This window comes from Rhizorhabdus wittichii (assembly GCF_017607425.1).
Lineage (GTDB): Bacteria > Pseudomonadota > Alphaproteobacteria > Sphingomonadales > Sphingomonadaceae > Rhizorhabdus > Rhizorhabdus wittichii.
In genome coordinates, this window is the sequence record NZ_CP059319.1 from 2,430,953 (window position 1) to 2,442,935 (window position 11,983).

The following is an 11,983-nucleotide window of genomic DNA, read 5'->3' on the forward strand; positions in this document are numbered from 1 at the left end:
GATCGACGGCGGCCGCAGCCTCAGCGCCGCCGCCCGCCCTTGTGGCGGATATTGGCGGGCCGGCCGCGGCGGCCCATCATCGGCCGCTTGGGGCCGCGGGTGCCGCGCGGTCCGCGCATCGGCAGGTGGCTGGCCCCTTCCTCCAGTTCGAAGCGCAGCGAGCCGTTGATCGGGTTGGCCTCGACCAGCCGCAGCCGCAGCTTCATCCCCGGCGTGTAGCGGTCACCGCTCTCCTCGCCCTCCAGCGCCTGCGCGCCTTCGTCATAATGGAAGCGCTCGGCGCCGAGGGTCGACACCGGCACCAGCCCGTCGCCGCCCAGCCCCTCGACCGTCGCGAAGAAGCCGAAGGGCTGGACGCCGGTGATCCGGGTGTCGAGCAGCTCGCCGACCTTGGTCGACAGGAAAGCGGCGACATAGCGGTCGATGGTATCGCGCTCAGCCTCCATCGCGCGCCGCTCGGCCTGGCTGATCAGCTCGCCGATCGGGGTCATCCGCTCGGCCTCCTCCTGGGTCAGCGCGGTCCGGGGCACGATGTCGCCCGAGCGGCCCGGCCCCTCCAGCCGGGGCTTGCCCGTCTCCAGCCCATAGGCGCCGACCAGCGAGCGGTGGACCAGCAGGTCGGCATAGCGGCGGATCGGGCTGGTGAAATGCGCGTAGCTGCCCAGCGCCAGGCCGAAATGGCCGGCGTTGCGCGGCGCATAATAGGCCTGGGTCTGGCTGCGCAGCACCTGTTCCATGATCTGCGGCCGGATCGCGTCGTCGGTGATCCGCTTCAGGATATGGTTGAAGGTGGCGGGGCGCACCACCTGCCCCAGCGCGAACTCCATGTCGAAGGTGGCCAGATAGTCCTTGAGCGCGACCAGCTTCTCGCGGCTCGGCGGCTCATGGTCGCGGTACATGACCGGCGCCTTCTTCGCCTCCAGCGCCTTGGCCGCCGCGACATTGGCCGCGATCATGTAATCCTCGACCAGCCGGTGCGCGTCGAGCCGCTCGCGCGGCGCGACCGACAGGATGCGGCCCTTCTCGTCGAGCACCACCCGCCGCTCGGGCAGGTCGAGGTCGAGCGGCTCGCGCGCGTCGCGCGCGCTGGCCAGCGCCTTCCAGCAGGCCCAGAGCGGCTTCAGCGCACTGTCGACCAGCGCCTTGTCCCATGTCCCCGCGACCGGCGCGCCGTCGATCGCCGCCTGCGCGTCCTCATAGGCGATGTTCGCCGCGATGCGGACGACGGCGCGGGCGAAGCGCCGGTTCGCCAGCGTCCCGTTCGCCTTCACCGTCAGGTGGCAGACCATCGCCGCGCGGTCCTCGCCATGCTTGAGCGAGCAGATGTCAGCCGACAGCGCCTCGGGCAGCATCGGCACGACCCGGTCGGGAAAATAGACGCTGTTGCCGCGCTTCTTCGCCTCGCGGTCGAGCGCCGATCCGGGACGGACGTAGAAGGACACGTCGGCGATCGCGACGATCGCCCGGAAACCGCCCGGATTGCCCGGATCGTCGTCGGGCATCGCCCAGATCGCGTCGTCATGGTCGCGCGCGTCGGCGGGGTCGATCGCGACGATCGGCAGGTCGCGCAGGTCCTCGCGCCCCTCCCCCAGGTCGAGCCGGGTGACGAGCCCGGCCTCCTCGATCACGGTCTCGGGAAAGACGTCGGGGATGCCGTGCTTGTGGATCGCGACGAGGCTGAACGATCGCGGCGCGAAGGGATCGCCCAGCCGCTCGGTCACCCGCGCAGTGATGCGCGGCGGCCGGCCCGCCCTCTCCGCGAGGACGAGGTCGCCCGCATCGGCGTCGCCCGCATCGGACACCAGCGTGTCGCGCTTCTCGCGCTTGTCGACCGGGCGCAGCCACAACCGGTCGCCGTCGCGATGGAGGATGCCGAGCATCAGCGCCTCGCCGCGCGCCAGCTTCTTCATCGGGTGCGCGATCCAGCCGCTGCCGGCTTCCTCGGTCCGCGCGAGGATGCGATCGCCGACGCCGAGCGCGCTGCCCTTGCGCGCCCGCATCTCGCGGACGCGGAGCTGCGGCGGCGGGCCATTCTCGCCATGCCACGTCTCGGGTACCGCCAGCGGCACGCCCTCGTCGGTGACGTCGGTGATCCGCAGCACCGTCACCTTGGGGATGCCGCCCATCCTGTGGAAGGCGCGGCCCCGCGCGCTGTCGATCAGCCCCTCGTCGGCCATGTCCTTGAGCAACGCCTTGAGCGCGATCTTCTCATTGCCCTGCAGGCCGAAGGCGCGCGCGATCTCGCGCTTGCCGGCGGGTGCCTCCGACGTGGTGATGAAGTCGATGATCTGTTCGCGGGTCGGAAGACCGGCTGCCTTGGGATGACGCATGTCCATCACATAGGGATCGCGGGGCGCTTCGTCACGCTCCGGAATATCGGCGCTTTTTGACGACCGTCAAACGCTATTGCGATTGATTTGCACTAAGAACTGGGGTAGCGAATCCGCAGACAGGGAGTCGATTGTTGACGATGCACGCGACGCTGGACAGGGATGCGGGGGCGGAGGGCCATGCGCTCTTCTTCGCCGATCTGCCCGATTCGCCGGCGAAGGGACCGGCTCCCCTCGTCGTCGAGCGTTCGGCCTATGGCGCCGATCGCGCGCCCAACTGGCCGATGATCGCCGCGATCGTCGCGCTCCACATCGTCGCCTTCTACGCGCTGGTCACCTTCGACGTGATCCATATCGCCGAGAAGAAGAAGCCGCTGGTCGTCGACCTGATCGCCGAACCGCCGGTGCCGCCCGCCGAGAAGCCGAAGCCCGAGCCGGTGGTGGTCGAGAAGGTCCAGCCGGTCGTCGTGGCACCGCCGCCGATCGTCCAGACGCTCGCGTCGCCGCCCCCGCCGATCACGGTCACCACCACGCCCCCGCCGCCCCGGCCGGTCGCGGTCGCGGCGCCTCGCCCGCCGGACCGGTGACGGTCGGCAATCTCGACGAGCGGCTGCTCGAGGGCAGGCCACCGCGTTATCCGGTCGAATCGCGCCGCAAGCATGAACAGGGCACGGTCGTGGTCCGCCTGCTGATCGGCACCGACGGCCGGGTCGCGGATATCTCGATCGCGCAGAGCAGCGGCTTCGCCCGGCTCGACCAGGCCGCGCTCCAGGCGATCCGGGGCTGGCGCTGGCAACCGATCATCCGCGACGGCCAGCCGGTCGAGGTGCGCGGCCTCTACACCATGCCCTTCACGCTGAACGGCTGATCCGCCGATGATGATCGCGATACCGAGCGTCCTGTCGGGCCGCACGCTCGACCATGTCCGTACCCTCGTGACCGAGGCGGAATGGGTCGACGGCAACGCCACCTCGGGCCATCAGTCGGCGCTCGCCAAGAAGAACCGGCAATTGCCGGAGGACGGGGACGCGGCGCGCGAGGCCGGCGGCATCATCCTCGACGCGCTCGGCGCGACGCCCTTGTTCATCGCGGCGGCCCTGCCGCTCAAGGTGTTCCCGCCGCTGTTCAACCTCTATGGCGGCGGCGAGCGGTTCGACACCCATGTCGACAACGCCATCCGGATGAAGCGCGGCACCGACTTCCGCATCCGCTCCGACCTGTCGGCGACGCTGTTCCTCAACGATCCCGACAGCTATGACGGCGGCGAGCTGGTGGTCGAGGACACGCTGGGCACCCACAAGGTCAAGCTCGGCGCGGGCGACATGATCCTCTATCCGGCGTCGAGCCTGCACCACGTCACCCCGGTGACCCGCGGCGAACGGCTATGCTCCTTCTTCTGGATCCAGAGCATGGTCCGCGACGACGGCGCCCGCCGCACGCTGTTCGACCTCGACACCGCGATCCAGGCGGTCGCCGCCGATCGCGGCCAGGACGATCCGGCGATCATCAGGCTCACCGGCGTCTATCACAACCTGCTGCGGCGCTGGGCAGAGGCCTGAGGCAATCCGTCATGCCGGCGGAGGCCGGCATCTCAGGCGGCTCTTGCCTCGACCTTTTCTCCCATCCTCCTGAGATGCCGGCCTCCGCCGGCATGACGGATTACGGCTAAATCAGGCCGCCTTGCGGGCGCGGCGGGCCTTCTCGAGCTTCTTCATCACCATCTCGCGCTTCAGGCGCGACAGATGGTCGATGAAGAGGATGCCTTCGAGATGGTCCATCTCATGCTGGAGGCAGGTGGCGAGCAGGCCTTCGAGCCGTTCCTCATGCTTCGCGCCCTGCTCGTCGAGCCAGCGGGCGTGGATCACCGCCGGACGCTCGACCTCGGCATATTGCTCGGGGACCGACAAGCAGCCTTCATTGTAGACCGACTGCTCCTCCGACGGATCGAACAGCTCGGGATTGATGAAGACGCGCGGATGGCGGATCGGCTTGCCCTCGGCGTCCTCTTCCTCCTGCAGGTCGATCACCAGCACGCGCTTCGGCACGCCGACCTGGATCGCCGCCAGGCCGATGCCGGGCGCGTCGTACATGGTTTCGAACATGTCGGCGATCAGCGCGCGCAGTTCGTCGTCGACCGCCTCCACCGGCGTGGAGATGGTGCGCAGCCGCGGATCGGGCGCTTCGAGGATCAGACGGATGGCCATGACGATGAGCTAGGTATTTCGGGCCGAATCGTCAAGGCGACGACCGGCGCCCCTCCCGCGGCGCGGAAGGGGGCCGGATCGATCAGTCGGCGCCGGCGATCGCCGCGCCGATCGCGATACCCGCGATCGCGCCGATCAGCGCATCGCCGCCACGGTCGCGATAATAATAATGCCCACGCGGATAGCCGTAGCCATAGCCGTAATAGCGCGGTTCGTAATAATAGCGGCGCGGGGCATAATAGCCGTAGCCGCGACCGCGCCAGCGATCGCCGCGCCAATGGCGGTCGCCCCGCCAGCCATCGCCACGCCAGCGGTCTCCGCGCCAGTGGCGGTCGCCGTCCCAGCGATGCTCATAACGGTGGCCCCAGCGATCGCGCGCCTCGGCTGGCGCCGCCGCCGCGACCGTGCCGGTGACGACGAGCGCCGCAACCAGCCGGGTGAATATCGGTCTCATCTGCATAGCTCCTTCCCTTTTTGGGTCCGAGCTGGAGTCGGGCTGAATCGAAGATGGACCGGTCAATCTTAACCGCAGCAGAACAGCGTCCGGCTCAACTCACCGGACGGCGCGCGCGCAGCGCCTGCGCCAGGGTGCCCTCGTCGAGATAGTCGAGCTCGCCGCCCACCGGCAGGCCGTGGGCGAGCTGGGTCAGCCGGACCGGGAAGCTCTCCAGCCGGTCGGCGATATAATGGGCGGTGGTCTGCCCTTCGAGCGTGGCGTTCATCGCCAGCACCACCTCGTCGATCCCGCCGGCCGCGATCCGGCCGATCAGCAGGTCGATCGACAAATCCTCGGGCCGGATGCCCTCCAGCGCGGAGAGCCGCCCGCCGAGGACGTGGAAGCGGCCGGGGAACAGGCGTGACCGATCGAGCGCCCAGAGATCGGCGACCTCCTCGACCACGCACAGCATCCGCGCGTCGCGCCGGGGATCGGCGCAGATGCCGCACGGATCGCCGGTGTCGACATTGCCGCAGACATGGCAACTCGTCAGCTTGTCGTTGACCGCCTCCAGCGCGCGCAGCAGCGGGCCGAGCGCCGCCTCGCGCTTCTTGAGCAGGTGCAGGACCGCCCGGCGCGCCGAGCGCGGCCCGAGGCCTGGCAGCTTCGCGAGCGCCTGGGTCAACGTTTCGATCTCGGGAGACGACATCGCCCATCGATATGGGCTTGCATCATCGGATGGCAAGCGTTTCAGAGGGGGCATGCGCATCGCCTTCATGGGAACCCCCGATTTCGCCGTACCGACGCTCGACGCGCTGGTCGCCGCCGGCCACGAACTGGCCGCCGTCTATTGCCAGCCGCCCCGCCCCGCCGGGCGCGGCAAGGCGCTGATGCCCTCCCCCGTCCAGCGCCGGGCCGAGGAACTGGGCATCCCGGTCCGCCATCCGGTCACGCTGCGCGACGCGGAGGCGCAGGCGGAGTTCGCCGCGCTCGCCCTCGATGTCGCGGTGGTCGCCGCCTATGGGCTGATCCTGCCGCAGCCGATCCTCGACGCGCCGCGCCATGGCTGCCTCAACGTCCACGGCTCGCTGCTGCCGCGCTGGCGCGGGGCGGCGCCGGTCCAGCGCGCGATCCTGGCCGGCGACCCGACGACCGGCGTGACGATCATGCAGATGGAGCGCGGGCTCGACACCGGGCCGATGCTGGCGACGGTCGAGACCCCGGTCGACGGCAAGACGGCGGGCGAGCTGACCGACGAGCTGGCGCGCAGCGGCGCGGCGCTGATGGTCGAGGTGCTCGCCGATCTTCCCGCCCATCCGCCGGTCGTCCAGCCCGAGGAGGGCGTCACCTATGCCGCCAAGATCGACAAGGCCGAATCGCGGATCGACTTCGCCGAGGCGGCCGGGCAGATCGAGCGGCAGGTCCGCGCCTTCAACCCCGCGCCGGGCGCCTGGTTCGAGCATCAGGGCGAGCGCATCCGCATCCTCGCCTGCGAGACGGTCGACCGGCATGGCCCGGAGGCGCCCGGCGCGGTGATCGACGACGCGCTGACGATCGCCTGCATCGACGGCGCGATCCGGCCGACCCGCGTCCAGCGCGCGGGCAAGGCGGCGATGAGCGCCGGGGAGCTGCTGCGCGGCTTCGCCATCCCGGCGGGCACCCGTCTGGCCGGCCCGCCGCGGACATGACCCGCTTCCGCCTGACCGTCGAGTTCGACGGGCGCCCGTTCATGGGCTGGCAACGGCAGGCGCACGGCCCCAGCGTCCAGCAGGCGATCGAGGAGGCGATCACCGCCGTCACCGGCGAGCGGGCGGTGATCCACGCCGCCGGGCGGACCGATGCCGGGGTCCATGGCCGGGCGATGACCGCGCATGCCGACATCGCCAAGCCGATCACGCCGTTCCGGCTGAAGGAGGCGCTCAACGCGCGGCTGCGCCCCGCGCCGGTCGCGATCCTCGCCTGCGAGCCGGTCGCCGGCGACTGGCATGCCCGCTTCTCCTGCGTCGGCCGGCGCTACGTCTACCGCATCGTCAACCGCCGCGCGCCGCTGACCTTCGACGCCGGCCTCGCCTGGCAGGTCGCGGCCGAGCTCGACGACCAGGCGATGCACGCGGCGGCGCAGCGCCTCGTCGGGCGGCACGACTTCACCACCTTCCGTTCGGCGCATTGCCAGGCGGAAAGCCCGGTCAAGACGCTCGACCGGCTCGACGTGCGCCGTTCGGGCGAACTGATCGAGATCGAGGCGGCGGCGCGCTCCTTCCTCCATCACCAGGTCCGCTCGATGGTCGGCTGCCTCGCGCTGGTCGGCCGGGGCCGCTGGACCGCCGCCGACCTGGCCGACGCGCTGGCGGCGGCGGACCGCGCCCGGCTCGGCCTCAACGCGCCGCCCGACGGGCTCTATTTCATGGAAGCCGTCTATCCGGCGGAAACGGGGGAAACCGCCCGATGACGCTCCGCAAGCCGCTGCTCGCGCTGCTCGCCCTGATGGCGAGCGCCGTCGTCCATGCCCAGGCGACCACCTTGCCCGACGGCACCCAGGTCGAGGATTATGAGGTCGGCAGCGGCGCCGAGGCGCGCAAGGGCCGCACCGTCACCGTCCATTACACCGGCTGGCTGTGGCTCCAGCCCGAGGAGGAGCGCGGCCGGAATTTCGATTCGTCGCGCGGCGGCGAGCCGCTGACCTTCACGCTCGGCGCCGGCGACGTGATCGAGGGCTGGGAATCGGGCATCGTCGGCATGAAGGAAGGCGGCATCCGCACCCTGACCATCCCGCCCGAGGCCGGCTATGGCGCGAAGGGCAAGGGGCCGGTCCCGCCCAATAGCTGGATGCTGTTCGAGGTGGAGCTGATCAAGGTCCGGTAGCCTGCTTATCGCCCCGTCCCGAACAGCCGCCCCAGCGAGCGGTCGAGCATCATCAGCTGCCACAGCAGGCGGCCATGGTCGAAGCGGCCGGCCTGGTGCTCGGCGACGACGGCGTCGAGCGCGGCGGGGTCGAACCAGCCGGTCTCGACCAGCGAGGAGGCCCTGGCGATGCGCCGCGCCTCCTCGGCCAGCGGGCCCCGGAACCAGGCGCTGATCGGGGTGACGAAGCCCATCTTGCGGCGGAACAATATGTCGTCGGGCAGATAGCGGCGCATCGCCTGCTTGAGCAGCCATTTGCCGGTCGTGCCGCGCACCCGCATCCGCACCGGCAGCCGCGCCGCGAACTCGACCAGCCGATAGTCGAGCAGCGGCTCGCGCGCCTCCAGGCCGACCGCCATGCTGGTGCGGTCGACCTTGGTCAGGATGTCGCCGGGCAGCCAGATCTTGAGGTCGGCATATTGGGCGCGGTCGAGCGCGTCGCGCGCCGGGGCCGCCCGCATCGCGGCGATATAACGATCCTCGGCGCGATGGCCCTGCAACTCGCGGACCGCGCGATCGGTGTAGAGCCGCCGCCGCAGCGCCGGCCCGGTGACGCCGACCGCGAGCGCATAGGCCTCCTCGCTCGACCGGCCGAGTCCCTCCAGCGTGCTCTTGGCGCGCAGCATCTGCGGCGCCCGGTCGAGCTTGGGATAGACCCGGCCGAGCGTCCCGAACAGGCCGCGCCGGAAGCCGAGCGGGAGCAGCCCGCGCACCCGCTCCTCGGCCTGGAAGAAGGTGAGCCGCCGATAGCCGGCGAAGGCCTCGTCGGCGCCGTCGCCCGACAGCGCGACCGTCACCGTCTCGCGCGCCAGTTCGGCGACGCGGTAGGTCGGCAGCGCGGAGGCGTCGGCGAAGGGCTCGTCGAACGCCGCGACCAGCGTGTCGACCAGGCCATGGTCGTCGGCCGAGACGATGCGGGTGCGATGATCGGTGGCGAAGCGCTCCGCGATCGCGGCGGCGTAGCGGGTCTCGTCGAAATCGGGATGGTCGAAGCCGATCGAGCAGGTCTTGACCGCCTGCCGGCTCGCCTCCGCCATCAGCGCGACCACCGCCGAGCTGTCGACCCCGCCCGACAGGAAGGCGCCGAGCGGCACGTCCGACACCATCCGGTCGGTGACGGCGGCGCGCATGATGCCGACCAGTTCCTCCTCCAGCGCGGCGCGGCTGCCCTTCGCGCGGTCGGCGAAGCTGACGTCCCACCATTGCACCGGCCGGGGCAGCGGCGCGCCACGCCGGAGCAGCAGGTAATGGCCGGCGGGCAGCTTGTTCACGCCCGCGACGATGCTGGTGTCGTCGGGAACGTAGCCGAGCCCCAGATAATCGTCGACCGCGCTGAAATCGGGACTACGACGCAGCAGCGGATGGGCGAGCAGCGCCTTGAGCTCCGACCCGAAGGCGACGCTGCCGTCGGACAGCTCGGCATAGAAGAGCGGCTTCACGCCGAGCCGGTCGCGCGCCAGGAACAGGCAGCCGCGCTCGCGGTCGTGGATCGCGAAGGCGAACATGCCGTTGAGCCGCGACAGGCAGTCGGGGCCCCATTGGCGCCACGCCTCGACGATCACCTCGCTGTCGCTGCTGGTGCGGAAGGCGCGGCCGAGCGCCTCCAGCTCGGCGCGCACCGCGCGGTAATTATAGACCTCGCCATTATAGCTGAGCATCGCCTGGCCGTCGGCGCTGGCCATCGGCTGGGCGCCGCCCGCGAGATCGATGATCGACAGCCGGCGATGGCCGAGACCGACGCCCGGACCGGTCCACACCCCCGATCCGTCGGGCCCGCGATGCGCGATCATGTCGGTCATCGCCCGGACGCGGGCGTCCTCGACCGGCTTGGCGGTCTGCAGATGATAGAGGCCGGCGATCCCGCACATGGCTCAGGGCTGCCCGACCAGCGCGTCGAGGGTGCGGAGCTGCGTCTCCCAGTCGTAGCGGGCGACGACATGCGCGCGCGCCGCCCGGCCCATCGCCTCGCCCTCGGCGGGATGGGTGAGCAAATGGAGGACGGCATTGGCCATGTCATAGCCCTGGGCGACGCGCAGATGCTCGTCGGGCACCGCGTCGATCCCTTCGAAGGCGGCCGGGGAGGCGACCACCGGCCGCGCCATCGCCATCGCCTCCAGCACCTTGTTCTGGACGCCGCGGGCGATGTCGAGCGGCGCGACGACGACCGCCGCCGCCGCCAGCCACGGCCGCACGTCGGGCACCGACCCGGTGACGATCACGTTGCGCAGGCCCGCCAGCGCCCGCACCGCCGGGGTCGGATCGCGGCCGACGATCGCGAACAGGGTCGAGGGATGCTTGGCGCGGATCGCCGGGAAGGTCCGCCGGGCGAAATAGTCGACCGCCTCGACATTGGGGCGATAATCCATCTGCCCGGTGAAGACGAGCATCGGCTCCGCCCCGTCGATGCGCGGGAAGCCGGCCGGGTCGAAGAAGGCCGTGTCGATGCCGTTGTCGAGCGCGCGGACATGGCTGCTCGACAGCCCCGCCCGCCGCCGGAACAGCGCGGCCTCCGCCTCACTGACGAACAGGTTGACGTCGGCCCAGCGGCCGATGCCGTCCTCATAGGCCGCCAGCAGTCGCCCCTCGCGCCGATGGACCCAGCCCATCAGCCCGCCCTCCTCGGCGCCATAGGCCGCGAACTTCTCCGAATCGACGTCGACGAAATCCATGATGAAGCGGCGGCCCTCGCGATCGTCGGGGACGAACTGCGCCATCTGGCCCGAATAAGCGAGGATCGTGTCGATCGGCCGTTCGGCGAGAAGCTGGTCGACCATGCGCATGATCCGCCGCGATCCGAACGCCGCGACCGACACCGGCTCGCCGAGCATCAGCGCCTCGATGCCGGCGCGCAGCCGCGACTTGTTCCGCACTTCGATGTGCAGCGAGGCGAGCATCGGCAACAATTCCTTGGCCGCCTTGCGATCCTCGGCATTGTCGACGAAGCCGAGCAGGTGGACGGGCCGGCTCCGCGCGAGATGGCGGAGCATGTGGAAGCTGCGGATGCGATCGCCCCGGTCCGGCGGGAAGGGGATGCGATGCGCCAGGAACATCAGCTCGCCCATCAGCCGAGCCCCTTCGCGATGCAGGGCCCGATCCGGTTGGCGACCACCAGCGGCAGCCGCTGCCACAGCGCGACCTGCAACCGGTATCGCGGGCTGAGCGGGTTGATCTCGCGCGGCTGCTGGCCGTCCGCCGTCCGCGAGGCATAGGCGAGCGGCCCCGGCTCGAAGCCCCAGTTCTTCTTGAAGGCGAAGGCGCCGGTGCCGAATTTCGACCGGCCGAAGTCGAACGCCGCGCCGCCGCGCCGCCGCGCGTGCAGCATCAGCGCATAATACATCATGTCGTTGGCCCGCCAGCTTCGCGCCGCGCGGGTGCCGCCGCCCCAATAGGGCATGACGACGCCCTTGTGGTACAGGCTCAGCACGCTCGCCAGCGGCGCGCCCTCGCGGCTGACCGTCAGGATGTCGGCATCGTCGCCGAAACCGTCGAGCACCGCGTCGAACAGCGACCGGGGAAAGACGGGGGTGCCGAGGTTGCGGACGCTTTCGGCATAGACCGCATAGTGGGCGGCGCGCTCCGCCTCGCCGCTGCCGGTGGTCACCGCCAGGTCGAAGCCCTGCGCCTTGCGCACCTCCGCGCGCTGCTTGCGCGGGATCGCCAGCAACTCCGCCTCGTCATCGGCGGCGAGCGGCCGGGCGAAGCCGGCATAGGTCCCCTGCTCGACATGCCAACCCGGGCCCGACGGCACCGCACCGCCGCGCAGCTCGAGCGACGGGCAGCTCAGCCGGCCGGCCAGCGTCCAGCCCGCCTCGGCGAGCCGGTCGACGGTCGCGGCGTCGTCGGCGATCGGGCCGCCGCCCACCGCGAAGCCGGCCGACACCAGCGCGCGGCCGAACAGCGGCGAATGCACCGCGGTCAGCGGCAACAGCCCGGCGACCGCCCCGCCCGCCTCGGCGACCAGATAATGGGCGGCCTGCCCGCAGCCCCGCTCGACCGCGCGGCTCCAGGCGGCGCGGTGGAAGGCGCTGCCCTGGGGATGGCGCTCGACATAGGCGTCGATCGCGGCCCGGGTCGACGGGTCGGCCAGATCGGCGCTGCGCACCCCCGCCACG

Annotated in this window: 13 protein-coding genes; 6 read left to right on the forward strand and 7 right to left on the reverse strand. The window is 70.9% G+C overall.

Going from position 1 to position 11,983, the window contains the following annotated elements:
* Positions 1-20: 20 nt before the first annotated feature.
* A complete protein-coding gene (locus HRJ34_RS11455) occupies positions 21-2,330 on the reverse strand; it encodes a ribonuclease R family protein (protein ID WP_208634156.1) in 2,310 nt (769 codons plus the stop codon).
* A 134-nt stretch (positions 2,331-2,464) separates the two neighbouring features.
* Between HRJ34_RS11455 and HRJ34_RS29190 the strand changes: the two genes are divergently transcribed.
* The 3 genes from HRJ34_RS29190 to HRJ34_RS11465 are packed head-to-tail and all read left to right on the forward strand — an operon-like array spanning position 2,465 to position 3,889.
* Positions 2,465-2,917 carry a hypothetical protein gene (locus HRJ34_RS29190; RefSeq protein ID WP_226949159.1) on the forward strand — a complete coding sequence of 151 codons (453 nt, stop codon included), beginning with the start codon at positions 2,465-2,467 and terminating at the stop codon, positions 2,915-2,917.
* Complete coding sequence (locus HRJ34_RS29195) at positions 2,914-3,198, forward strand: energy transducer TonB (RefSeq protein ID WP_226949160.1); 285 nt, start codon at positions 2,914-2,916, stop codon at positions 3,196-3,198. Before HRJ34_RS29190 ends, HRJ34_RS29195 begins: the two co-directional genes overlap by 4 nt.
* A gap of 7 nt (positions 3,199-3,205) precedes the next feature.
* The gene (locus HRJ34_RS11465; RefSeq protein ID WP_208634157.1) at positions 3,206-3,889 is read left to right on the forward strand and encodes a Fe2+-dependent dioxygenase; all 684 of its coding nucleotides are present in this window, start codon (positions 3,206-3,208) and stop codon (positions 3,887-3,889) included.
* 111 nt (positions 3,890-4,000) lie between these two features.
* On the opposite strand, the gene def is transcribed toward HRJ34_RS11465, so the two are convergent.
* The 3 genes from def to recR all read right to left on the reverse strand — a co-directional run bounded on the left by def (position 4,001) and on the right by recR (position 5,679).
* Positions 4,001-4,534 (reverse strand): peptide deformylase, encoded by a 534-nt coding sequence (gene def, locus HRJ34_RS11470; protein WP_012050228.1) that lies wholly within the window; start codon positions 4,532-4,534, stop codon positions 4,001-4,003.
* An 82-nt stretch (positions 4,535-4,616) separates the two neighbouring features.
* Positions 4,617-4,988 carry a hypothetical protein gene (locus HRJ34_RS11475; RefSeq protein ID WP_016747291.1) on the reverse strand — a complete coding sequence of 124 codons (372 nt, stop codon included), beginning with the start codon at positions 4,986-4,988 and terminating at the stop codon, positions 4,617-4,619.
* Between the two features lie 94 nt (positions 4,989-5,082).
* A complete protein-coding gene (recR, locus tag HRJ34_RS11480; RefSeq protein WP_012050226.1) occupies positions 5,083-5,679 on the reverse strand; it encodes a recombination mediator RecR in 597 nt (198 codons plus the stop codon).
* 52 nt (positions 5,680-5,731) lie between these two features.
* Between recR and fmt the strand changes: the two genes are divergently transcribed.
* The 3 genes from fmt to HRJ34_RS11495 are packed head-to-tail and all read left to right on the forward strand — an operon-like array spanning position 5,732 to position 7,832.
* Positions 5,732-6,658 (forward strand): methionyl-tRNA formyltransferase, encoded by a 927-nt coding sequence (fmt, locus tag HRJ34_RS11485; RefSeq protein ID WP_208634159.1) that lies wholly within the window; start codon positions 5,732-5,734, stop codon positions 6,656-6,658.
* Positions 6,655-7,419 (forward strand): tRNA pseudouridine(38-40) synthase TruA, encoded by a 765-nt coding sequence (gene truA / locus HRJ34_RS11490; RefSeq protein ID WP_016747294.1) that lies wholly within the window; start codon positions 6,655-6,657, stop codon positions 7,417-7,419. Before fmt ends, truA begins: the two co-directional genes overlap by 4 nt.
* Positions 7,416-7,832 (forward strand): FKBP-type peptidyl-prolyl cis-trans isomerase, encoded by a 417-nt coding sequence (locus HRJ34_RS11495; RefSeq protein ID WP_208634160.1) that lies wholly within the window; start codon positions 7,416-7,418, stop codon positions 7,830-7,832. Before truA ends, HRJ34_RS11495 begins: the two co-directional genes overlap by 4 nt.
* 5 nt (positions 7,833-7,837) lie before the next feature.
* On the opposite strand, the gene HRJ34_RS11500 is transcribed toward HRJ34_RS11495, so the two are convergent.
* Genes HRJ34_RS11500 through HRJ34_RS11510 form a run of 3 tightly spaced genes read right to left on the reverse strand, consistent with a single transcriptional unit; the run spans position 7,838 to position 11,982 of the window.
* On the reverse strand, positions 7,838-9,739 hold the full coding sequence (locus HRJ34_RS11500) for an XrtA/PEP-CTERM system amidotransferase (protein ID WP_208634161.1): 1,902 nt from the start codon (positions 9,737-9,739) through the stop codon (positions 7,838-7,840).
* Between the two features lie 3 nt (positions 9,740-9,742).
* Entirely contained in the window at positions 9,743-10,933 is a 1,191-nt protein-coding gene (locus HRJ34_RS11505) for a TIGR03087 family PEP-CTERM/XrtA system glycosyltransferase (protein ID WP_016747444.1), read from the reverse strand.
* Positions 10,933-11,982 (reverse strand): FemAB family XrtA/PEP-CTERM system-associated protein, encoded by a 1,050-nt coding sequence (locus HRJ34_RS11510; RefSeq protein ID WP_208634162.1) that lies wholly within the window; start codon positions 11,980-11,982, stop codon positions 10,933-10,935. Before HRJ34_RS11510 ends, HRJ34_RS11505 begins: the two co-directional genes overlap by 1 nt.
* Between the last annotated feature and the right edge of the window lies 1 nt (position 11,983).

What these genes read in the sequence shown, in the direction of transcription:
- HRJ34_RS11455 (WP_208634156.1), bottom strand. Translation starts at nt 2,330, where the DNA reads ATGCGTCATCCCAAGGCAGCCGGTCTTCCGACCCGCGAACAGATCATC.
- HRJ34_RS11465 (WP_208634157.1), top strand. Translation starts at nt 3,206, where the DNA reads ATGATGATCGCGATACCGAGCGTCCTGTCGGGCCGCACGCTCGACCAT.
- def (WP_012050228.1), bottom strand. Translation starts at nt 4,534, where the DNA reads ATGGCCATCCGTCTGATCCTCGAAGCGCCCGATCCGCGGCTGCGCACC.
- HRJ34_RS11475 (WP_016747291.1), bottom strand. Translation starts at nt 4,988, where the DNA reads ATGAGACCGATATTCACCCGGCTGGTTGCGGCGCTCGTCGTCACCGGC.
- recR (WP_012050226.1), bottom strand. Translation starts at nt 5,679, where the DNA reads ATGTCGTCTCCCGAGATCGAAACGTTGACCCAGGCGCTCGCGAAGCTG.
- fmt (WP_208634159.1), top strand. Translation starts at nt 5,732, where the DNA reads ATGCGCATCGCCTTCATGGGAACCCCCGATTTCGCCGTACCGACGCTC.
- truA (WP_016747294.1), top strand. Translation starts at nt 6,655, where the DNA reads ATGACCCGCTTCCGCCTGACCGTCGAGTTCGACGGGCGCCCGTTCATG.
- HRJ34_RS11495 (WP_208634160.1), top strand. Translation starts at nt 7,416, where the DNA reads ATGACGCTCCGCAAGCCGCTGCTCGCGCTGCTCGCCCTGATGGCGAGC.
- HRJ34_RS11500 (WP_208634161.1), bottom strand. Translation starts at nt 9,739, where the DNA reads ATGTGCGGGATCGCCGGCCTCTATCATCTGCAGACCGCCAAGCCGGTC.
- HRJ34_RS11505 (WP_016747444.1), bottom strand. Translation starts at nt 10,933, where the DNA reads ATGGGCGAGCTGATGTTCCTGGCGCATCGCATCCCCTTCCCGCCGGAC.